The sequence below is a fragment of the Microbacterium sp. 71-36 genome, assembly GCF_001898305.1.
In the GTDB taxonomy this organism is placed as follows: Bacteria; Actinomycetota; Actinomycetes; order Actinomycetales; family Microbacteriaceae; genus Microbacterium.
Window position 1 is genome coordinate 1 of sequence record NZ_MKTP01000010.1, and the last position, 21342, is coordinate 21342.

The 21342-nt window shown below is 72.1% G+C and carries 18 protein-coding genes and 1 pseudogene; 7 read left to right on the forward strand and 12 right to left on the reverse strand.

The features are described 5' to 3' along the window. Nucleotides 1-652, reverse strand: a pseudogene (locus tag BGO45_RS16595) (hypothetical protein); the annotation flags it as partial. A gap of 217 nt (nt 653-869) precedes the next feature. On the opposite strand from BGO45_RS16595, the gene BGO45_RS16600 reads away from it, so the two are divergent. Both BGO45_RS16600 and BGO45_RS16605 read left to right on the forward strand, forming a co-directional pair. Further along, nucleotides 870-1712 (forward strand): helix-turn-helix domain-containing protein, encoded by an 843-nt coding sequence (locus BGO45_RS16600; RefSeq protein ID WP_292696370.1) that lies wholly within the window; start codon nt 870-872, stop codon nt 1710-1712. A gap of 145 nt (nt 1713-1857) precedes the next feature. After that, nucleotides 1858-2712 carry a PhzF family phenazine biosynthesis protein gene (locus BGO45_RS16605; RefSeq protein ID WP_292696371.1) on the forward strand — a complete coding sequence of 285 codons (855 nt, stop codon included), beginning with the start codon at nt 1858-1860 and terminating at the stop codon, nt 2710-2712. 88 nt (nt 2713-2800) lie between these two features. Here BGO45_RS16605 and BGO45_RS16610 read toward each other — a convergent pair whose 3' ends face one another. The 3 genes from BGO45_RS16610 to BGO45_RS16620 all read right to left on the reverse strand — a co-directional run bounded on the left by BGO45_RS16610 (nt 2801) and on the right by BGO45_RS16620 (nt 7370). Further along, on the reverse strand, nt 2801-5722 hold the full coding sequence (locus BGO45_RS16610; protein ID WP_292696372.1) for a molybdopterin-dependent oxidoreductase: 2922 nt from the start codon (nt 5720-5722) through the stop codon (nt 2801-2803). Between the two features lie 205 nt (nt 5723-5927). Continuing rightward, a complete protein-coding gene (locus BGO45_RS16615) occupies nt 5928-6752 on the reverse strand; it encodes an FAD binding domain-containing protein (protein ID WP_292696374.1) in 825 nt (274 codons plus the stop codon). Nucleotides 6753-6755: 3 nt separating this feature from the next. Then, nucleotides 6756-7370, reverse strand: a complete 615-nt coding sequence (locus BGO45_RS16620; protein WP_292696376.1) for a pyridoxal 5'-phosphate synthase — start codon at nt 7368-7370, stop codon at nt 6756-6758. Between the two features lie 106 nt (nt 7371-7476). On the opposite strand from BGO45_RS16620, the gene BGO45_RS16625 reads away from it, so the two are divergent. Further along, nucleotides 7477-8499, forward strand: a complete 1023-nt coding sequence (locus tag BGO45_RS16625; protein ID WP_292696377.1) for a methylenetetrahydrofolate reductase C-terminal domain-containing protein — start codon at nt 7477-7479, stop codon at nt 8497-8499. A 27-nt stretch (nt 8500-8526) separates the two neighbouring features. Here the strand turns inward: BGO45_RS16625 and BGO45_RS16630 are convergent, their stop codons facing one another. The 3 genes from BGO45_RS16630 to BGO45_RS16640 form a co-directional block, all read right to left on the reverse strand. Beyond that, on the reverse strand, nt 8527-9300 hold the full coding sequence (locus BGO45_RS16630; protein WP_292696378.1) for a GNAT family N-acetyltransferase: 774 nt from the start codon (nt 9298-9300) through the stop codon (nt 8527-8529). A gap of 174 nt (nt 9301-9474) precedes the next feature. After that, complete coding sequence (locus tag BGO45_RS16635) at nt 9475-10179, reverse strand: SDR family NAD(P)-dependent oxidoreductase (protein WP_076492287.1); 705 nt, start codon at nt 10177-10179, stop codon at nt 9475-9477. A gap of 303 nt (nt 10180-10482) precedes the next feature. Next, complete coding sequence (locus tag BGO45_RS16640) at nt 10483-10977, reverse strand: hypothetical protein (RefSeq protein WP_292696379.1); 495 nt, start codon at nt 10975-10977, stop codon at nt 10483-10485. Between the two features lie 204 nt (nt 10978-11181). Here BGO45_RS16640 and BGO45_RS16645 point away from each other — a divergent pair, with 204 nt between their 5' ends. The 3 genes from BGO45_RS16645 (at nt 11182) to BGO45_RS16655 (ending at nt 14596) form a co-directional block, all read left to right on the forward strand. After that, on the forward strand, nt 11182-12132 hold the full coding sequence (locus BGO45_RS16645) for an alpha/beta hydrolase (RefSeq protein WP_292696380.1): 951 nt from the start codon (nt 11182-11184) through the stop codon (nt 12130-12132). Between the two features lie 156 nt (nt 12133-12288). Beyond that, complete coding sequence (locus tag BGO45_RS16650) at nt 12289-13665, forward strand: amidohydrolase family protein (RefSeq protein ID WP_292696381.1); 1377 nt, start codon at nt 12289-12291, stop codon at nt 13663-13665. Between the two features lie 142 nt (nt 13666-13807). Further along, nucleotides 13808-14596 (forward strand): alpha/beta hydrolase, encoded by a 789-nt coding sequence (locus BGO45_RS16655; RefSeq protein ID WP_292696382.1) that lies wholly within the window; start codon nt 13808-13810, stop codon nt 14594-14596. A gap of 152 nt (nt 14597-14748) precedes the next feature. Here the strand turns inward: BGO45_RS16655 and BGO45_RS16660 are convergent, their stop codons facing one another. Then, nucleotides 14749-15057 carry a hypothetical protein gene (locus BGO45_RS16660; RefSeq protein ID WP_292696383.1) on the reverse strand — a complete coding sequence of 103 codons (309 nt, stop codon included), beginning with the start codon at nt 15055-15057 and terminating at the stop codon, nt 14749-14751. Between the two features lies 1 nt (nt 15058). On the opposite strand from BGO45_RS16660, the gene BGO45_RS16665 reads away from it, so the two are divergent. Beyond that, nucleotides 15059-16582: a carboxypeptidase-like regulatory domain-containing protein gene (locus tag BGO45_RS16665; protein WP_292696384.1), complete on the forward strand. Its 1524-nt coding sequence runs from the start codon at nt 15059-15061 to the stop codon at nt 16580-16582. A 15-nt stretch (nt 16583-16597) separates the two neighbouring features. On the opposite strand, the gene BGO45_RS16670 is transcribed toward BGO45_RS16665, so the two are convergent. From BGO45_RS16670 to BGO45_RS16685, 4 genes are all read right to left on the reverse strand, one after another. Then, nucleotides 16598-17806: an MFS transporter gene (locus tag BGO45_RS16670; protein ID WP_292696385.1), complete on the reverse strand. Its 1209-nt coding sequence runs from the start codon at nt 17804-17806 to the stop codon at nt 16598-16600. A gap of 28 nt (nt 17807-17834) precedes the next feature. Continuing rightward, nucleotides 17835-18614, reverse strand: a complete 780-nt coding sequence (locus tag BGO45_RS16675) for a creatininase family protein (protein WP_292696386.1) — start codon at nt 18612-18614, stop codon at nt 17835-17837. Then, a complete protein-coding gene (locus BGO45_RS16680; protein WP_292696387.1) occupies nt 18611-19939 on the reverse strand; it encodes an FAD-binding oxidoreductase in 1329 nt (442 codons plus the stop codon). Before BGO45_RS16680 ends, BGO45_RS16675 begins: the two co-directional genes overlap by 4 nt. A gap of 219 nt (nt 19940-20158) precedes the next feature. Further along, the gene (locus BGO45_RS16685; protein WP_076492270.1) at nt 20159-21337 is read right to left on the reverse strand and encodes a nitrate ABC transporter substrate-binding protein; all 1179 of its coding nucleotides are present in this window, start codon (nt 21335-21337) and stop codon (nt 20159-20161) included. Between the last annotated feature and the right edge of the window lie 5 nt (nt 21338-21342).

Consider the following 21342-nt stretch of genomic DNA (forward strand, 5'->3'; position numbering starts at 1 on the left):
CGGTTGCTGTGGTGTAGGTGACGGTGTTGTGCCAGGTGGCGTCGTCGTAGCGTTGTGCGGTGGCGGCGATGACGTTGGTGGCGACTCGTCTGTTGTTGAGGTACAGGTCTCCGTTCGGCGCAAGGAAACTGAAGATACCGACCGGAGTCGTCCCGGCGGGCACCTTGTTTTGCAGCCCGCCCTGCGCGCCGTTGTCGTCGTAGTAGTACGCGCCGGATGCGGCGGTCTTCGGGGCGCTAGCCGTTGCGCTTTGGGGCGTCGCTCCTGACGAGACGGCGGACAGCGTCGACGAGCCCCCGACGCTCGGCACGTTGATCGCCGGCAGTGCCACCGTCCCACTCCCATCGCTCACGCCCGTGTACGAGGCCGATCCACCGGCGAAGGTGTACCCACCGCTCAGCGTCGTCGTCACGCTCACGTTCGAAGTCGCGGTGCCGTTCGTGGTGACCGACACCGAGGCGCCGGTGATCGTGCCGCACGCGGTGCCGCTGTACGACGCCTGATTGAACGCGAGCACCGGAGTGCCGGAGGCGGCGGCGAAGGGCGCGAGGCTCGCGGCGGCGATGACGGGAACCGACCACGCGGCTCCGGTCAGGACGGTGCGCCGGGTCGGTGAGGGCGCGGGGGTGTGCTGCTCGATGTCGTGCGACATGGGAGACCTTTCGGGTTCGGGTCTCGCCAGCATTCGCGCGCACCTCCGCGGGCGCCAAGCGGGGGTTGTCGCGGCCGTTCGGGGTGATGACGCGCTGGCGCACGTGGCATCCGGGAGTCGAAAGGAATGAACGCGCGGGTGATTGATTCCGGCGATCGGTGAGAACCCGGACGAAGGGCCGCGACGCTGGAGCGACACCTCCCGAGAACGGAGCCGCATGACCCGCAACATGCGTGCCGAGGGGGCCGCGGTCGTCGACTGGTTCGCGCAGCGCTCCCTCGTGGTCACTCCCGCCGCCGACAGTCCGACCGTGCTCATCGTCGATGAGGCCGAGGTCGCGGGTGTCGTCATCCGGCGGCTGTGGCACACCGCGCTGACGCTCGTGCCGGCCCCCGGCCCACGACGAGGCTCGACCCTCGTGCTGCAGGCCGAGGGCTCCCTCGGGATCGACGTCGCACGCTCGGCCGCCGATCTCGCCGCCGGAGACGCCCTCGTCTACCCGGATGCCGCTCTCGTGCGCGCCGCGTCCGGTCAGCCCACCGCGCGTATCGAGATCGGCGCCGCGCAACTGCTCGACGAACCCGCCGGGCTGCCGGGCGCCGACGATTCTCCGGCGTGGCGGGCTCTGGCATCCACCGTGAACTCGATCCTCAACGGCGACCACCGGCTGAGCATCGCCGCGGAGTCCGCGCTCGGGCACGCGATCGAGAGCCTGTGCGCGGCGCTCATCGCGGGACGACCGGATGCCACGGCCGCGGGCTTCCGCTCGGCCCAGGCCACGTTCGGCGCCGCGATTCGGCTGCTCACCGAGCGCGCGGAGGATCCGGCCTTCACCGTCGAAGAGCTCGCCGACGCGCTGCAGGTGTCGCGGCAGTACCTCGCCCGGGTGTTCGCGCGGCAGGGCCGGACGCCCAGCGCCGCGCTGCGGGCGCGTCGTCTGGAACTCGCCGATGCCCTGGCGGCGACCGGGCTGCCGACGCCCGAGATCGCGCGGCGGTCGGGATTCCCGTCGGCGCGGGCGCTGCTGCGGGCGAAGCGGGAGCGGGATGTGCGGGAGTGATGGCCCGTGACCGGGGCTAACGCGGCCGCTCTTCCAGGTTGTGGCCCCTAACCAGGATCAACGGCTGTCACTCGGGAGGTCGACGCGGTCCACAGATCCCGCACTGGCCCGCGACGCCCCGCACCGCGGCCGGAAGAATCGACGCATGACCGAGGCTCCTGGCATCCTGCACCTGCTCGCTTTCGCCGCGGAACCGGGCGGCGGCAACCCGGCCGGGGTGGTCCTGGATGCCACGGCCCTCGACGACGCCGACATGCTGCGGATCGCGGCTGACCTGGGGTATCCCGAGACGGCGTACGTCACCGCGCGCGACGGCGAGCGGCTGCGGGTGCGCTACTTCTCGCCGGAGGCCGAGGTGCCCTTCTGCGGACACGCGACGATCGCGACGGCGGTCGCCCTCGCCGAGTCCGCGGGCCCGGGGGAGTTCGTGTTCGCGACCGCCGCGGGCGACGTCGAGGTCTCAGCGCGCGACGAGGGCGGCCGGATCGCGGCGGGCTTCACGAGCGTCGCGACGGTGGTCCGCGACTTCCACGACCCGGCACCGTTGCTCGCGCTGCTCGGACTCGACGCCGACGACCTCGACCCGCGGATGCCGCTCGCCGAGGCGTTCGCGGGGAACTGGCATCCGGTGGTCGCCGTCCGGTCGCTCGAGCGCTTCGACGGGTTCGGCTTCGACCCGGACGCGATGCGAGTGCTGATGGACGCACGCGGGTGGACGGGAACCGTCACGGTCGTCCACGTCGCCGGAGAGGTCGCCGACGGCGCCGTGATCGAGGCGCGCAACATCTTCCCCGTCGGGGACATCACCGAAGACCCCGCGACCGGGTCCGCGGCCGCCGCGCTCGGCGCGTACCTCCGCGACCGGCTCGGGATGCCGACGCCGTTCCACGTCACCGTGCACCAGGGGCGGCACATCGGTCGGCCGAGCATCCTCGAAGTGGACGCGCCGCCGGTCGGTGGCATCCGCGTGTCCGGGACGGCCGTGCCGCTGGAGCCGTGAGCCGTGTGGGGCGCGATTCGTGCAGTGGGGCGCGCATTTCCCGCCCCGATGCACGGAACGCGCCCCAAACCGGGAGCGCCGCCCAGCCTCACTCCCCGCCGGCGAGCCTCCACACGCGGTCGCGCGAGAACGGCAGCGCGTAGCCGCGGCGGCCGAGAGCCCGCGAGACGGCGTTGCCGATCGCCGCGCCCACCGGGTTGTACGGCGATTCGCTCATCGACTTCGCGCCGAACGGACCCAGCGCATCGTCGGTCTCGGCGAAGTACACCTCGGTGTCGGGCACGTCGGCGAACTGCGGCACGCGGTACGTGCGGAACACCGGGTTCTGCACCACGCCGTCCTCGAGCATCACCTCTTCGTACAGCGCGCCGCCGAGGGCCTGCGCGGCACCGCCCTCGATCTGCCCGCGGCACTGCGCCGGGTTGATGACGACGCCGGCATCGGCGGTCTGGATCGACTGCAGCACTCTCACCGTCCCCGTCTCGGGATCCACGGCGACCCGCACGGCGTGCACGTTGAACGCGAGCGAGCGCAGGTCGCCGAATTCGGCGCCGTCCGCGGTGAGGCCGTGTTCGTCGCGCAGCGTGGCGGGCGCGGCATCCACGATCCGGTGCCACGGCACGAGCTCGTCCCCGGCCAGGACCCCGGATGCCACGACCTCCGCCGACACGACATCGCCGCCGGCCAGCTGCACGGCGATCTCGACCATGCGCCGCCGCAGGACGGTGCAGGCGGCGTACAGCGCCTTGCCGGCGACCGTCGTTCCCGCCGAGGCGAACGCGCCGGTGTCGTGCCGGACGGCGTCGGTGTCGGCGGCCCACAGTTCGAGCCGGTCCTGCGGCACGTCGAGGACCGTCGCCGCGATCTGCCGGTGCACGGTCGAGGTGCCGTTGCCGAACTCGGCGGTGCCCACGCGCAGCAGGAACGTGCCGTCGGGACGCAGGGTCGCGGTCGTGTGCGCGATGTGCCCGCGCGGGGCCATCGTCGCGATCATCGCGGCGGCCATGCCCTCGCCGACCGCCCAGCCCGCCGGCGCCTCGACGCCGTTGCCGCGGCGCAGCGCGTCCTGCGCGAGATCGAGGCACTGGTCGAGGCCGTAACTGCCCCAGATCAGGTCTTCCTCGTACTTCTCGTCCTCATCGGGGTGGAGGGGGTCGCCCTCCTTCACCGCGTTGATGCGTCGCAGGTCGAACGGGTCGATGTCGAGTTCTTCCGCGAGGGCGTCCATCGCCGACTCGACCGCGAACACGACCTGCCCCAGCCCGTACCCGCGGAACGCCCCCGACGGCGGGTTGTTCGTGTAGACCGCCTCCGCGTCGATCCATTTCGTGGGCACCCGGTACAGCGTCGTCGACTCGGCGCACGAGTGGAACAGCACGCCGATCGCGTGGTTGCCGTATGCGCCGGTGTCGCTGAGCACGTCGAGCTTCATCGCGGCCAGGCGGCCCTCGGCATCCGCTCCCAGGGTGGTGCGCACGCGCATCGGATGCCGGAGCGACGCCCGCACGAACTGGTCGGTGCGGGAGAACTCGTACGCCACCGGGCGGCCGAGCTTCAGCACGGCGAGGGCCGTGAGGTCTTCGGTGAACAGCTCCTGCTTGCCGCCGAATCCGCCGCCGACCCGGGTCGCGAACACGCGGATGCGATCGCGCTCGAGGCCGAAGATGTGAGCGAGCTCGTTGCGTGCGAGGAAGGGCACCTGGGTCGACGAGCGGATGACGAGACGCCCGTCGTCGTCGAGCCATCCCACCGCGCCGTGCGTCTCGAGGGCCGCATGGGTGACCCGCGACGAGGTCCACTCACCCGTGACGGTGACGTGGCTGGCGGCGAGAGCCGCGTCGATGTCGCCGCCGTGGCCGGTGTGGAAGCCGGCGACGACGTTGCGTCCGGCATCCCTCACCCGCTCGTCGGGCGTGCGGTCGGGGTGCAGCAGGGGCGCGCCGGGTCGACGCGCCTCCTCGGGGTCGAAGACCGCGGGGAGCAGGTCGTAGGCGACGCGGACCGCACGGCAGCCGGCATCCGCCGCGTCCGCCGTCTCGGCGACCACGGCCGCGACCCGCTGGCCGATGTGGCGCACGACGTCGTCGAGCATCCGCGTGTCGTCGGGGTCGTCGGTGCGGTGCTCGTGCCGGCCGGTCGAGTAGAGGGTGTCGGGGACGTCGAGGTGGGTGAAGACCGCGACGACGCCGGGGAGGGCGAGCGCGGCGGCCGTGTCGATCGAGGTGATCCGCGCGTGCGCGTGGGGTGAGGTGACGACGCGCAGCACGAGGGGCGGACCGCCCGGGACGGGTTCGTCGAAGGTGAAGGGCTCCTTGCCCTGGACGATGCGTCGGGCGGCTTCCGGGGCGACCGAGCTGCCGACGCGTCCGGCGCCGGGCCGCTGACTTGGGCCAGGTGTTCGCGCGGGGGCGTCGTCGGCGTACGTTTGGCCGAAGTCAGCGACGGGGGGCGGGGCGGGCGCGCCGGTGCCGACCCCCTGTTCACTTGGGGCGTACGTACGCGGCGGGCGGGTTTCGGCGTCCGTTCGGCCGAAGTCAGCGACGGGGGGCGGGGCGGGCGCGCCGGTCTCCCGCACGGGGCCGAGCACGGACTCCCGGATCGCCTCGCGGATCGGGCGATACCCGGTGCACCGGCACAGGTTGCCCTTCATGCGGCGGTCGAGGTCGTCGAGGTCGCTCTCGCACAGCGTGGATGCCGTGACGCTCATCCCCGGGGTGCAGAAGCCGCACTGGAACCCGAACCCGGATGCCAGTGCCTCCTGCACCGGGTGCAGCTCGTCGCCCGGGGCGAGACCGGCCGCGGTCGTGATCGACCGCCCCTCGAGCCGCACCGCCGGAACGATGCACGAGTGCGTCGGCTGCCCGTCGATGAGCACCGAGCACGCGCCGCAGTCACCTGCGTCGCATCCCTTCTTCACCTCGACATGGCCGTGTTCGCGCAGCAGCGTGCGCGCGCACTGGCCAGGTCGCGGGTCGGCCTCGACGGCGGACCCGTTGACCTGGAACTTCACTCGGTGTCCTCCTGCTGAACCTGTGGCGAGCGACGCCCGTGCCGCGCTCCGGAGAAATCGGCCCGAAGCGGGGGGTGGGGGAGCGCAGCGTCCGCCGCGCCGTGGAACGCTCCGGAGCGCGGGACCACCGCCCGCGCGACCGTGGCCCCCGGGGCGCCCCCGTGCGGGACGCCGGAGCGCGGGACCGCCGCGAGGAACCGGTCGCTCATGCGGCGGCCTCGCGCACGAACCCCGCGCGCAACCGCTCGGCGAGCACCACGCTCACCCCGCGCCGCCAGTCGGCGCTCCCGAGCGGATCGGTGTAGAAATCGGTCGCGGATGCCACGGCATCCCGCAGCTCTCCGGCCCCGGGGATCCGCGCGAACCGCAGCACGCGCGGCCGACGCACCGCGGCGGTGACGACGAACACGGACGATCCGTCCGGATCGACGCGGGCCGTGACCACCGCGCCGGAGCGGCCCAGCTCGGCCAGGGCGATCTTCTGCAGCCCGACGCGCGAGGTGAGCGCGCGCCGCGGGATCTCCAGCGCGCGCAGCACCTCGCCCGGCGCGAGCGAGGTCTCCGCGTTGTCGACGACGAGGTCGGCGACGGCGATCCGGCGCTCGCCGCCATCGGGTGTCCACACCAGGGCCGTGGCATCCAGGGTCGAGAGGAAAGCGATCATCGCCCCCGCCGCGAACGCCTGACACACGTTGCCGCCGACCGTGGCGGTGTTCCAGATCTTGAACGACGCCAGCAGCGCGTCGGCCGACGGTCGCGCGAGCGCGAGCGACGTCCAGTCCGCGGGCGCCTCGCGCTCCGCCCACGCCAGCAGCCGCGCGATGGTGCAGGTCGCGCCGATGCGCAGACCCTCGTCGGAGACCTCGACATCGGGCCAGCCGAGGGTGGTGAGGTCGACGAGTCCCGTGGTGTGCGGCTGCGGTTCGCTCATGATCCACGTGCCCCCGGCCATGACGACCTCACCGGGCGCGAGCGCGAGGTCCGCCCGGGTGCGGGCGGCGCGGTACGAGGTGACGGTGGTGATGTCCACGCGTCAGCCCGCCAGGATCTCGCCCGACCACGCTCCGTCGGCGAGTCGGTAGTGCTGACGCGTGCTCTGTCCGGCGGGGTCGCCGCGCCAGAACGTCAGGGTGAGCGGACGCAGCCGGAAACCGACCCAGCGCTGCGGCGGGTCGAGGATCGGGTGCGTGGAGTCGAACTCGGCCCACACGCGACGACGTTCGTCGGCGGGGAGCTGCGCGTTGTCGAGCGTGTTCATCCAGGCGAGCAGCTGCAGATAGCGCGACCGCTGCGCGTACACGGCGGCGGCCTCGCGCGCGCTGACGCGCTCGACGATCCCCCGGACGACGAGCTGCCGACCCACCTCGGGCCACGCGACCGCCATCGCTGCGACCGGGTTGGCGGCGATCTCGGTGACCTTCGCGCTGGCGGCGTCGGTGTGGAAGTAGAGGCCCGTGGCATCCCGATCGCTCACGAGCACGTGACGGAGCGAGGGCAGTCCGTCGCGCCCGATCGTCGACAGCGCGGCGAGCGGCCGCAGCTCGCTGTCGTGCGGCGGCAGCCACCGCACCATCAGCGCCAGCGGGTCGGCGACGAGGGTGTCGGTCTCGTCGATGTCGGAACCGAACGTGGTACCTGCCGTGATCATGGCCACCTCCGGGTTGCAGTGTCATCGCTGAGCGTAGGCATCGTGCGTTTCGGAGATGTTGCCGCCATGAACATTCGCCGAAACACAGGATTCGTACACTCCGGGCATGACGGTGCTCCCTCTGCTGGACGCGTGCCCCAAGCGCATGGAATACGGCCCGTGCGGAGGCGTCGGCTTCGACGGATCGTGCGAGATCGACGCTTCGCACTCCTGCGCGTTCCTCCCGCGGGGGACGGTGCCCTGGACGGGCATCGACCGGGCGACCCCCGTGGACCCGGGCCCGCGCACCGCCGCCGCGGCGGAGACCCTGGCCTCGCTCGGCACGCGCCCGTGGGTCGTGGCCGACCTCCCGGCGCGCGCGCTGAGCGTGGCATCCATCGACTCGTGCGCCGCGGTGCTGGCGGGAGAGGTGGATGCCGTCCTCGCCGGCGACGCGGGAACCGCCCGGGTGCAGTTCCCCCCGGCCTACCGCGCCCACCTGCTGCAGCGCGCGGGACTGCGGGTGTGGACCGGGATCAACATGCGCGACCGCAACCGCGTGGCCATCGAAGGGGAGCTGGCGGCCCTGGCCGTCGAGGGGGTGGCCGGGGTGCACTGCGTCACCGGCGACCACACCCGCACAGGGGACCGGCCCGATGCCGCACCCGTGTTCGACCTCGACTCGACCGAGGCCGCCGCCCTGGCCCGAGCCGCGGGGCACGTCGTGTCGGTCGCGGCCTCCCCCGCCGCGCCGCCGGTGGACCGTCGGGCCGCGCGGCTCCGCGAGAAGCTGCACGCCGGCGCCGACGTCTGCTTCGTGAACCACGCCGGGGGAGCGGAACCCGTGCGGCGGTTCATCGACGCCGTCGCGGCGCCGGTGTCGTACATCCCGTGCGTGCCGGTCGTCGTGGATCACGCCTCGGCCGACGTGCTCGAGTCGTTCACGACGCTCGTGCTGCCGGACGGGTTCCTGGAGCGGGTGCGGTCGGCGAGGGACCCCCGCGCGGAGGGCATCGCGCTCGCCGTGGCGCTCGCCGAGGAGCTCCTTGCGCTGCCGGGTGTGGTCGGCGTGAACCTGTCGGGCGGTCGCGACGGCGGCGAGGAGTCGTTCGCCGAAGCGCAGGCGGAGATCGCGCGGCGGCTGCGCTGACGCGGACCGACGGGTCGTGCCGACGCGTCAGGCCGGCGTACGGACCGCGGCGAAGCGGTTCACGCGGCGGAGGGTGAAACCGAGGCGCTCGTACGCCGCGATGGCCCCGGTGTTGCTCGCCGCGGCGTGCATCATGGCGCGGTCACCGCGCTGCTGGATGTGGAACGCGACGTCGAGGACCAGGCGCGACGCGAGTCCCTGACGACGGTGATCCTCGTCGACGGCGACGGCGCTGATCTCGGTCCACCCCGTCGGATGGAGACGCTCGCCCGCCATCGCGACGAGTCGGCCTTCGCGACGGATGCCGATGTACCGACCCAGTTCGTAGGTCCGGGGCCGGAACGGGCCGGGTTGGTTCCGCTCGACGATCGCCATCATGTCGGCCGCGTCGTCGGCGTCCAGCTCGATCGCTTCGTCGAACGGACGCGGCTGCAGCGCCGGGGTCTCGACGAGCTGAACGCCCTCACCCCCGCCGAGGAACTCCCACCCGTCCGGGATCTCGCCCTCGTAGCCCGACAGGCCGACCTCGGCTCCCGGGCCGACCAGCTCGCGGAGCGCATCCCAGACCTGCGGGTCTTCCCACGTGCGCACAGCCACGAACGGGGCGACGTCCTCGGGGTACCGCCGAACCAGGTCGCCGCCGATCGCGAAGTGCGCGTGGGGTCCCGTCAGCGAGTGCCAGGCGGCGTTGTCGAGGACGGCGGCGGTGTCGTTCGTCGCTGCCGTCACGCCTTCCGCGCGTGCGGGGTCGCCGGGAGTCGACGTGGTGGGGACGAGATCGGCCGAGGTCATGGCATCCATTCCGGGTGGGGTACCCGGAGTGCAACGCCCGTCAGGGCGGACCATTCCCGCGAATCTGCGAGCGAAACTCCGGAGGAATCGGCGCATCGCGTTGCGGGGGACCCGGATCGGGCGGTCGCGCGCGATCTCTCAGGAGTCTCGCCCGCCCCGCCGCCCGTGGCACGGGCCGCCCGTTCAGTGCATGATCATGCCGCCGGTGACGTTGATCGCCTGTCCGGTGAGGTACCCGCCGGCGGGGGAGGCGAGGAAGTGGGTCACCCCCGCGACGTCCTCCGGGATGCCGAGGCGACCCAGCGGCGACTTCGCGCTCCAGGCGGCGACGTCGGCCTCCGACCGGGTGTCGGCGCCCATGTCGGTGAGCACGTACCCCGGGCAGACGGCGTTGACGGTGACCCCGTGGCATCCCCACTCCTGCGCCCCGGCGCGCGTGAGCGCCACGACCGCCGCCTTCGACGCGGCGTAATGCCCCTCACCGCCGCCGCCGTGCTTCGCGGCCATGCTCGCGATGTTGACGATCGAGCCGCGGCGGGCTTCGAGCATGACGGGCGCGACGGCCTGCATGGTGACGAGGGTCGCGCGGGCGTTGATGTCGAGGACGCGGTCCCAATCGTCGACGGTGATGTCCAGCAGCGAGGCGTGCTGGAAGATCCCGGCGCAGTTGACGAGCACGTCCACGCCGCCGAGCGCTGCGACGGCCTCGCCGACGGCGCGGCGCGTGTCGAGCGGGTCGAGCAGATCGACCGGGAAGAAGGATGCCGACTCACCCGCGGGCGCGCGCCGGTCGAGCACCGCGACCGCCGCGCCGTCGGCCACGAACCGTTCCACGATGGCGGCGCCGATGCCGCCGGAACCTCCGGTCACGATGACGCGCTGGGACATGGCACTCCTCACCCGGGCGTCGGGAGCGCCCGTCGGCGTCACCGTACGCCCGGGCCGCGACGCCTCCGCGACGCGGGTGTTTCGGCGGCGTAACGGGGTGCGGTCACGGCGCCCCCTCCCGGGCGGCGCCTTCCCCGGTGCCGTCTTCCCCGGGCGGCGCCTCCCCGGTGCCCCCCTTTTCGCGATAAACGGCATTCACGCCCAGACACGGCGGCTCGTCCCGTGTTTCGCCGTGAACAGCGTTTATCGCTCGGGGCGGGGCCGGGAACAGCGTTTATCGTCGGGGCGGCGTCGGGAACGCGCCTACCGGCCGAGGGTCGCGAGCTGCGCCCAGACCTCGGCGACGTCCACCTCGAGCCTCGCGTCGGTCCCGCGGGACCGCCAGGCGTCACGGTCGAACACGAACGCACGCTCGGCCGCGAGCACGTACAGCCGTTTCGTCGGCGCGGCGAGGACCGTCGCCGGATCGTCATCGCCGGCGTCGCGCGGGAGCCGCGCGCCCAGCACGTCGCGGATCGCCGAGGCTTCGGCATCCACCTCCCGCGCCGCGAAGGCGAGCTGCACGCCGTCGGCGTCCGCGGGCGCGGCCGACGAGTCGAACACGACACCGGATGCCACGCCCGACGCCGCGATCGCCCGGGCGTGCCGGGACGAGACGTCGGACTCGACGTACAGGCCCCGGGGGAGGAGCCGGTACTGCGCGGCCGCGGTCCAGGGTCCGTCGGCGTCCGCCGTGCCGAGCACGACGAAGCGCTGCCCGCCCAGGATCGCCGCGGCACGCTGCTCGGGAGACGTCATGCGGCCCATCGTCGGGGGTGTGCGCGACGCGGGTGTTTCCGCGTCGTAACGCTTCTGCGGTGGCCAGCCGCGGCGCGCGCGGTTCCGCCGTTCCAGGGTGTTGAGTGTCCAAGGCACGCGGACGTGGGCGCGTGGCATCCGCGTGTCTTGGACACTCAACGGTGGCGCCGCCCGCCACACCCGGCCGAACGACACAGGAGCACCGTGAGCGACACCGTCCACCCCGCGATCACCGACCCGGACGTCCGCGCGCACCTCGCGCGGCTCGCGGCGCGGGCGGGCACGATCCCGTCGGGGGCCACGGATGCCGAGGGCGACGACGCCGCACGGATCGCCGAGCTCCGCACGAACCCGTCGTGGGTGCGGCTGCCCGACGACGACCTGATCGAGTCGATCGACACCGCCGACGGCGATCTCGCGCTGCGTCTGTACCGTCCGCGCGCCGGCCACCGCGGAACGCTCGTGTTCGCCCACGGCGGCGGATGGGTCGCGGGCGACCTCGACAACAACGACGCCCTGTGCCGTGCGCTCGCCGCGGCCGCCGGCGTGCAGGTGCTGAGCGTCGACTACCGTCTTGCGCCCGAGCATCCCTTCCCCGCGGGTCTCGACGACCTCGACCGGGCTCTGCGCTTCGCCGCGGACGGGGCCGGCGGCCTCATCGACCCGACGCTCCTCGGCGTCGCGGGGCACAGCGCAGGCGGCAACCTCGCCGCCGCGTTGGCCTTGCGTTCTCGCGAGGGCCGGGCTCCTGGCATCCGGGTCCAGGTGCTGCTGTGCCCCGTGCTCGACGCCCCCGACCCCGGCCGCCCGAGCTACCTCGCCCACACCGAGAATCTTCCGCTGACCGCCAAGGGCATGCAGTGGTACTGGGGGCTGTATCTCCCGGATGCCACGGCCCCGGTGCCCGTCGAGGCGGCGCCGCTGCGCGCGCCGGAGCTCGCCGGTTCGGCTCGGGCGGTGATCGTCGCGGCGGGCGTCGACCCGCTCTCGGACGAGGCGGAGGAGTACGCCGGGCGGGTCTCGGCATCCGGAACATCCGTGACGTTCCTGCGGCGCGAGGGCGTCCCGCACCTGTTCCTCGTGTTCCCCTCGACGCCCGCCCGCGACGAGGTTCTGGCCGCGGTCGCGCCGGCCGTGCGCGCGGCGTTCGCCTGAGGCTCACGAACCTCATCCCACTTGTGGTCGGTTCGGCGGCTCGCAGCCAGCAAGAAGTGGGACATGGTTCACCAGAAGTGGGACGACACCGCCCCGCAAACCTCCCGCCGCACACTCGGAACACCGCGGAAACACGCCATTGTTACCGTCATCAACATGTCGCTTCTGGTCACGAATGCACGGCTCATCACGGTCCCCGCGGGCACCGACGACCCCGGCTACATCGAGCGCGGATACATGCTCGTCCAGGACGGACGCATCGCCGCGATCGGCGCCGGAGATCCCGATCCAGGCCTGACGGCCGACGAGATCCTCGACGTCGACGGCAAGTTCGTCGCGCCCGGTTTCGTGTCGTCGCACAGCCACCTGTTCACCAGCGGCTCGCGCGGCCTCGGCGTCGACCAGACGCTCTACGGCTGGTGCACCTCGATGTTCAGCGTCCTCAACAACGCCTCGCCCGACCAGATCTACTGGGCGACGCTGCACGGCTCGCTCGACTTCCTCGCGAACGGCGTGACCACGGCCTACAACTTCACCGACCCGCTCCTGCCGTGGGAGCCGATGGTCGACGGTAAGCGCGCCGACGGCGGCGGGCAGCTCCGCGACCACGCCTGGCACACCCGGCAGGCCGATGGATGCCACGACGCCGGCCTCCGCTTCGTCGACTCGATCGCGCTGGATGCCACCGTCGGCACCGACGACGAGATCTTCGCCCGGTTCGAGGCATCCCTCGATCACGTCCTGGCGATGGACCCGGACATCGCGCTCGGCGCCTCGATCATGGGCCAGGTGCAGTGGTCGACGCGGCCCGATGCCGCCGAGATCGAGGTCGCGGTCATGGACCGCTTCGGTGTCACCAACCAGGCGCACTTCCTCGAGACGTACGAGGCGATCGAGCACCAGCAGACCAAGTTCCAGCTGTACAAGAACGCCGGAGCCCTCCGGCCGGGCATGATGTTCGGGCACTTCATCCAGACCACGCCGGAGATCATCGCGGATGCCGCCGCCGGCGGGGCCGCGATGTCGTGGCAGCCGGCGTCCAACGGGCGTCTGGCGTCGGGCATCGCGCACGTGCCCGAGATGCTCGACCTCGGCATGAAGGTCGGCATGGGCCTCGACGACCAGGCCTGCACCGACGTCGCCGACCCGTGGCAGAACATGCGCATGGGCATGTTCATGCAGCGCGCCCGCACCCACGATCCGCTGTCGATGATGCCCGAGCGCGTGCTGCGCCTGCACACCCTCGGCGGCGCCGAGATCATGGGCGTGGACGACCGTGTCGGCAGCCTCGAGGTGGGGAAGTTCGCCGACTTCGTGGTGGTCGACCCGCGGCTGCCGGACGTCGGTCCGCTGTGGAACCCCGTGCGCAGCTACGTGCTCGCGTGCGGCCTCCGGAACCTGAAGCAGGTGTACGTCGGCGGGAAGCTCGTGAATGAGGACGGCGTCTCGACCAACCCGCTGGCCGCGGAGGCGTCGCACGTGCTGCACACCGAGCTTCCGGCTCTGGCCGACGAGTTCGGCGTCATCCTGTAGGTCGCCCGCGCGGGTTCCGCGCGCTGAGAGCCTCGAGACTGCATCCGCCTGACGACTCCATTGCAGATTGCAGTGGAGATGTCAGGCGAATGCAGTCTCGGCGTTCCCGCTCGCTGAGGGAGGAACGTGCGAGCCTGGGCGCATGCGCACGGTGATCGCGGGTCTCGACGTCCACGTCTCGCACGACGACATCGCGGGGCGCGACGTGCTGCTGTGGCACCACGGGTCGCCGCAGACGGGGGCGATCCTTCCGCCCGTCCGAGCCGCGGCCGACGCTCGCGGGCTCGCCGTCGTGTCGGTCGCGCGGCCCGCATATGCGCTCTCGCCGCGGGCGCCGGGGCGCACGGTCGCCGATGCGGCCGCGGGGCTGCGCCCCGTGCTCGAGGCGTTGGGCGTGGCATCCGTGGTCTCGGTGGGGGCCTCGGGTGGCGGACCGCACGCGCTCGCGTGCGCGGCCCTGATGCCGGAGCTGATCCACCGCGTCGTCACGTTCGCGTCGCCCGCGCCCTTCGACGGCAGCGAGGAGTGGTTCTCCGGGATGCAGGCGCCGCAGGCGCTCCGCGCCGCGACGGAGGGCGAAGAGGCGCGACGTCGGTTCGCCGAGATCGACGAGTTCGATCCGGATTCATTCGTGGATGCCGACTACACCGCGCTGCAGGGGGAGTGGGCGTCGCTCGGCGCCGACGTCGGGGCGTCGGCCGAGTACGGCGACGACGGGCTCGTCGACGACGACCTCGCGTTCGTCCGGCCATGGGGGTTCGCGCTCGCGGAGGTCACGGCATCCGTCCTGCTCGTCCAGGGCCGGCGGGACCGCGTGATCCCGCCGCGACACGCGGAGTTGCTCGCCGAGGCGCTCCCGACCGGGACGCTCGAGCTTCACCCCGCCGACGGACACGTCTCGGTGCTGCGGCACCTCCGTGACGCGTTGTAGCCGACCCGTGATCGCCACGCGGTGCGCAGACAGCCTTGTGGAGCGCCAGCGACGTGGGATAGACAGGGCGAAGGGGAACTCGCGACCGTTCGCCACCGAGGCGGCGGATGAAGTACGGGCGTTCCGTTTCCGGGGGAAAACGACATGCCGCACTATTCGGGCGCCCGTGTGCGCTCCTGGTTCGCCGCCACAGCCATCGCGGGGATGCTCCTGGCGGGCGCCGTCGCGACGAGTCCCGCGTCAGCGGCCTCGACGCCGAGCCCCACTCCGGCCGTGAGCGCCACGCCGACGGCGAGCCCGTCCGCGACACCCGCGGGCAGTCCCACGCCGACGGCCTCACCGTCGACGAGCAACACCGCGGCACCCGTCGCCCCGTCGCCGACACCCTCGACACCGCCCACCGAGAGCCCCGCTCCGCCGGTCGCGCGGGCAGCCGCAGCGACCGGGTCGATCTCCGGCACCGTGACGCTGCCGGCCGGGCTGACATCGACGACCCCGCTACGGGTCGACCTGCAACAAGTCGGTTCCAGTGTGCGCATCCCCGCCGTGGTGAGCGGGTCGCCGGCCGGCCCTCTGACGTATTCGGCGGCGAACCTCGCCGCCGGGAGTTACACCGTGCGGGTGTACTCGACGAGTGAGGACTCCGTCCCGCTCGCGCCGCAGTGGTGGCAGAACGCCGCCACGCGAGATGCCGCCACTCCCGTCGTCCTCGCCGCCGGTGAGAACCGCTCGGGCATCGATTTCGTCGCGCAGAAGCTCGCCACGGTGTCCGGGAAGATCACGACTCCGTCGGGCGTCGCGCGGACACTGGTGACGGTCACGGCTGTCCCGTTGACCGCGGGGGGACGAAACGTCACCGCCCGGCCGGCCTACGACGGCACGTACACGCTGCGCGGACTCACGCCCGGCGATTACCGGGTGTCGTTCACCGAGTACGGCGGACGCGTCGCGACGCAATGGTGGAACAACGCCGCCGTGGCCGCCGACGCGGCGACGATCCGGCTCGCCTCGGGCGCCGCGCGAACCGGCGTCGACGCGGCACTGGTCGCCCCGGCATCCATTTCGGGAACCGTGACCATTCCGAGTTGGGTCGATCGATCCGCGGGGACCATCACCGTGGACGTGCTCCGCGCCGGTTCTCCCGACACGCTCTACGCCCGCACCACCGTCGTCATGGCGTCGTTGACGTACTCGGTCGGCGGCCTCCCGCCGGGCTCGTACAAGCTGCGCTTCGGTTCGACGGGGCTTCCCGTGCAGACGCAGTGGTGGAAGGGCGCGAAGGGTCCCGCTGACGCGACGGCGGTGGTCGTCGGCGCGGGCCAGAACGTGACGGTGAACCCGAGTCTCGCGGAGGCGTCCTATGCGGCGATCTCCGGCACGGTGACGCTCCCCGCGGGGACGTCCTTCTCGGACGGCACGGTCACCGCGCAGATCGTGTCGGTGTCCACCGGAGCGGTGGTCCGGGAGGAGAAGGTGCAGTCCGACGGCACGTACATCGCGCGACTCCTCGATCCGGGCGTGTACCGCGTGAGAATCGTGGCCGAAGGCGTCCGGGTCTTCCCGAAGTGGTGGACCAAGTCGTACGGGGAATACACCGACATCACGCTCGGCACGAACCAGAAGTTCACCGGAGTCGACGTCGCCCTCGTCCCGTTCTCCGCGATCTCCGGACGCGTACGGCTTCCGGAGGGCGTGTCGTACCGCGACGGATACGTCGTCGTCGACGTGTACTCGAAGTACAACCAGATCGTCGCCTCGGCGGTCGTGACGCCGGGCGGGACGTACGTCGTGGACGGCCTCCGCGCCGACACCGGGTACTACGTGCGCTTCTCGTCACCGAACCTGCCGGTTCGCGCCGAGTACTACGACAATGCGACAGCCCCCATCACGGCGAAGAGACTGAACCTCGCGGCCGGTCAGACGCTCACCGACATCACCGCGAAGCTCGGATCGGTGACGACGACGAACCTCGCACGGGTGACCTGACGTCGGGATCCCGTCTCAGCGCCGCGCGACCCGCAGCAGCCCCTCGCCCGCCAGGGCGATCACCGCCGCACACGCCAGGGCCACGGCGATGCTCACGAGCGCGGTCGCGGGGCCGGTGGCATCCAGGGCCGAGCCCGCGATCACGCCGCCGATCGGAACGCCCAGCGACATCGCCGCGGTCGGGTAGGCCAGGGTCTCGGTCACGCGGCCCTCGGGGGCGCGGGCCGAGGCCACGAGGATCCCGGAGATCATCACGGGCGACAGCAGCAGCCCGAGGACCAGGATCGCGAGGAACAGCACGGGCGTCACGGCCTGCGTGAGGGGCAGTGCGAGGGCGGCGATCGCGGCCGCCGCGGCGAACCCGATGAACCGGGCGATCGGCGAGAGCTTCCACGCCCGGGCTCCGGTGATGACCGAGCCGACCGCGATCGCGAGGGCCAACGCGCTGAACGCGGGGCCCGCGAGCCACGGACGTCCCCCCAGCTCGGCCCACCCCACGAGCGTCACGTCGAACGCCCCGAACACGCCGCCCAGGGCGACGCACGCGAGCGCGACGGGCACGACACCGGCCGGCGGCAGCACCAGACGCGCGCGGCCCGTCGCACCTGTCGCGGGCGGTTGCGTACGACGCTGCGATGCCAGCCACACCCCGCCGACGACGCCGAGGGTCAGCGAACCGAGCATCGCGACCGCCGGGTTCACGGCGGCGGCGACCGCGGTGATGACCGGCGGCCCCGAGATGAACACCATCTGATCGCCGATCGTCTCGAGCGCGAGCGCCGCCGTCCGCTGCGACGGAGGGGCGAGCACCGTCCACCGTGCACGCACCGCCGAGGTGAGGTCGGGCGTGGCCGCACCGGTCGCGAACGCGGCGATGAGCCACGTCCAGAACGGCGCCGCCGTCAGCACGAGGGCGAGCAGGGCGGATGCCGCGAGCACGAGGCATCCGAGCGAGATCAGGATGACGCGCGCCTGGCCGTGCCGGTCCATGCGCGACGACCAGAGGGGAGCCGCGACGGCCATGCCGCCCACGAGCGGGGCGACGACGATCCCGGCCGACCCGAAGCTGCCCGTCGCGGCCGAGACGAGCAGGATCACGCCGAGCGAGAGGGTCGCGCGGGGGAATCGGGCGAGGATGCCGGCCGCGACGAACGTCCGCGCGCCGGGCAGGCGCAGAACCTGTCCGTACGCCCGGACCCCGGTGGCCTCCGAAGCGACGCTCATCGGACGCCGCCCGCAGCTCGCGACGCCGTCACGCGGTGTAGTCGAATCGGCTGATCTCCTCGAGCGCCTCGACGACGAAGGACACGCTGTCCTCGAACAGCTGCGCGCCGTGGGCGGCGTTCGCGCCCGTCGGGTCGCCGAGCACGCCGGTGGGGCCGAAGTCGTTCGACAGCCACCCGAAGGTCACGGGCTTGCCGTTGAAGCCGATGTGCCGGAAGTCGCCGATGTGCGCCGGAACCGTGGCCTCGAATTTCGTGGCGTCCACGAGCTCGGGGCGCAGGTGCATGATCATGCTGGTCTCGCCGTGGCCCGCGTGGATGCCGGTGCCGTGCTCGTCGGGGCCGCCGTCGGTGCCGTCGAACGAGGGCACGCGCGCGGCGGGCATGAAGAACGTGCGCAGGCCGAAGCGTCGGCGCAGCTCCCTGTTCGCGACGTTCAGCAGCGCGACGTTGCCGCCGTGGCCGTTGAGGAACACCAGCGTGCGGGCCCGGGTGGTCAGCAGCGAGCGGCCGATGTCGACGATGGTCTGCATCATCGTCTCGGGCGTGAGCCACAGCGTGCCCGGCGCCCACGAGTGCTCGTCGGACTTCGTGATCGACAGCGTCGGCAGCTGCCACACGTCGATGCCCTGCGCGGCGGCGCGTGCGACGGCGGCCGTGGCGGAGGCTTCGGCGACGATGGCATCCGTCGCCAGGGGCAGGTGCGGACCGTGGTGCTCGATCGCGCCCGTGGGCAGCACGATGATCGACTTGTCGGTGAGGGCCTCGGCGGCGGCGGGGCCGCTGAGTTCGGCGAGAAAACGGCTCATCGGATGGCTCCCTTGCGTGCGCCGGTGTACTCGGGGTTGAGCTTGCCGGGGTTCAGCAGCCCGTGCGGGTCGGTCGAACGCGCGGTCTCGACCGTCTGCTCGACGTTGAAGTCGACGTTCCACTGGTGCGGGTTGTGCACGCCGACGCCGATCGCGTTGAGCTCGGCGATGCCGCGGTACACGTCCTCCTCGCTCACGTAGGGGGCGGCGAGCATGCCGATCGGGTGCTGCTTGGTCGACTCGATGTGGAGCTTTCCGCCGGCGAAGACCGCCTCGACGGCATCCACGTCCTCTGCCAGCGGGCTGCCCGCGACCTCGAGGTGGAACACCTCGTGCGGCTGGCTCTTCTGGTACCACTCGATCGGGTGGTTGTAGCTCAGCATCGACAGACGGATGCTGGCCTGCGGTCCCTCGCGGACCGCCTCGACGCGGCCGCCCGCGCCCTCGACGATCGCGGTGACGGTGTCGATGAGCGACGCGTCGATGATCGCGCGCAGGCTCGACCGGCCTTCCGGAATGGCTTCGTCGGCGGGGAGGGATGCCGAGATCTCGGGCCCGTCGCCCGAGACCAGGCGCGGGGTGGGGTCGAGGTTGCCGATGGTCTGCAGCACCGCCAGGGTGCCGGAGAAGTCGGGGAAGCTCGCCCAAAGACCCCGCCACTCGCGCAGCGGCTCGAGCCGGACGGTGGCGCGCACGATGACGCCCGCCGTGCCGTAGTTGTGCACGTACTTCTGGGCCTCGTCGCCCTCGACGTGGATGATGTCGGCGCTGCCGTCGGCGTGCACGACGTCGAGCGCGGCGACGAAGCCGCGGTCGTTCGAGCCGTGCTCGATGGAGCCGGTGCCGCCGGAGCCGCCGGAGAGGAAGCCGCCGAGGGTGGACTGCGCGGTCGACGGGTACATCCAGAGCGCCTGGCCGGCGGCCCACGCGGCCTGCTCGAGCAGCACCATGGGGGTTCCGGCCTCGGCGGTGATGAACCCGTCGCCGACCTCGACGATCGCCTTGGCGCGGGTGGTGTCGATGACGAGGCCGCCCTGCATCGGGATGGCCTGGCCGTAGTTGCCGGTGCCCTTGCCGCGCACGGTCACGGGGACGCCGTGACGCGCGGCCGCGGCGACCGCGATCGCGATCTGCTCGGCATCCGTCGGGAAGACGACGAGGTCGGCGAGGCCCAGGGGGAGCTTGGCGGCGATGATCGGCGACATCGGCGACCCGTCGACGCTGGCGCGCTCGCGCACACGCGGTTCGGTGCTGACGGCGGCGGGGCCGAGCAGGTCGAGCAGGTCGTCCTCGAGGGAGAGGACGCGGGTGGCGGTGTCGCTCATGGGTGTCTCCGGGTGACGCGGGTGGGGTGGATGCCAGGTGTCGGGCGCCGTGGTCCGGCGGCGAGGTGCTTCGATCGCTGAGACTGCAGTGGACTGACATCCGCATTGCAGGTTGCAGTGGAGTTGTCAGGCGGATGCAGTCTCGGCGAACCGGGTCTGCGATTCGGGGACCGGACCCGCGAGGGCCCGGCCCGCGCGAGGCGGGCCGGGCCGGGCCGGTCAGAACGAGATCGAGGTGTCGATGAACTCGTTCGTGTACAGGTCCTTGGCGGTGTAGCCGGCCGCCGGCGGGGTGCCGAGGTCGGTGTAGACCTTGCTGGCCTTCTCGAAGAAGTCCGCGAAGCGGGCGTCGTCGAAGTTGCCGTAGGTGGAGTCGGGGCCGTCGCCGACGAGGCCGAGGTCGACCTGCGTCTTGACCGAGTAGTCGGCCACGCCCTGCGTGTACGTCCAGCCGGTGTTGTACTCCTCGACGAGCTTCAGGATGAGGTCGTTGGCGGCCTTCGGGTCCTTGTAGTACGCCACACCCGCCTTCTGCAGCACGGGGACGAGCTTGGTGAGGCAGGGGCTCAGCTTGTCGAAGTCCGCGGCCTTGACCGACATGGACGACTGGTAGGTCTGCCATCCCGAGTCGTGGATGAGGGCGAACTTCACCGGCTTGCCCCAGGCCGAGACCTCGTTCTGGTACACGTACGGCTCAGCCGACGCGAAGCCCTGTTGCATGTCCTTGCCGCCGGCGGCGACGAAGTTCGACGGGGTGCCGTCGTACGAACCGTCCAGGATGTCGGCGCTGGCGAGGCCCGCGCTCTTGAGGTACTCGATGTAGGCCGAACCGTCGAAGTAGCGCCACACGCCCTTGTTCGCCTCGAGGGCGGGCTTGACGTCCTGGATGGTCTTGACGTCCGGGTAGGTCGTGGGGTCCCACATGACCATGGTGGGGCTGATGTCCAGCGGCGCCATGACGGCCTTGGTGGGCGTCGTGCCGGAGAGCTGGATGGCCTCGTCGGTGCTCACGTAGCCGAGGGTGATCTTGTCGTCCTGGTACATCTGGGCCGACACGGTCTGGAAGCCGATCGCGGGACCGCCGGCGCGGATCTCGAGGTTGACGCCGGTGTACTCGCCGTCCACCTTCAGGGGACCGGTGACGGCCTTGGTGTTGGCGTCGATCGTGTAGTCGTCCTTGATCATCTCGTAGAGGTGACCGTGCTCCGCCTCGGGGTTCCAGTCGGTCTGGACGACGATCGTCGCGGGGCAGTCGGCCGACAGGTCGACCGAGCCGATGGCGAGGTCGGAGCTGCTGGGAGCCGACTCCGCGGCGCTGCCGGCGCACGAGGTGAGCGTGAGGGCGATCGCGAACGCGCCGGTGACGGCGGTGCCGCGAAGGAGGGTGCTGCGCTTCATGCTGT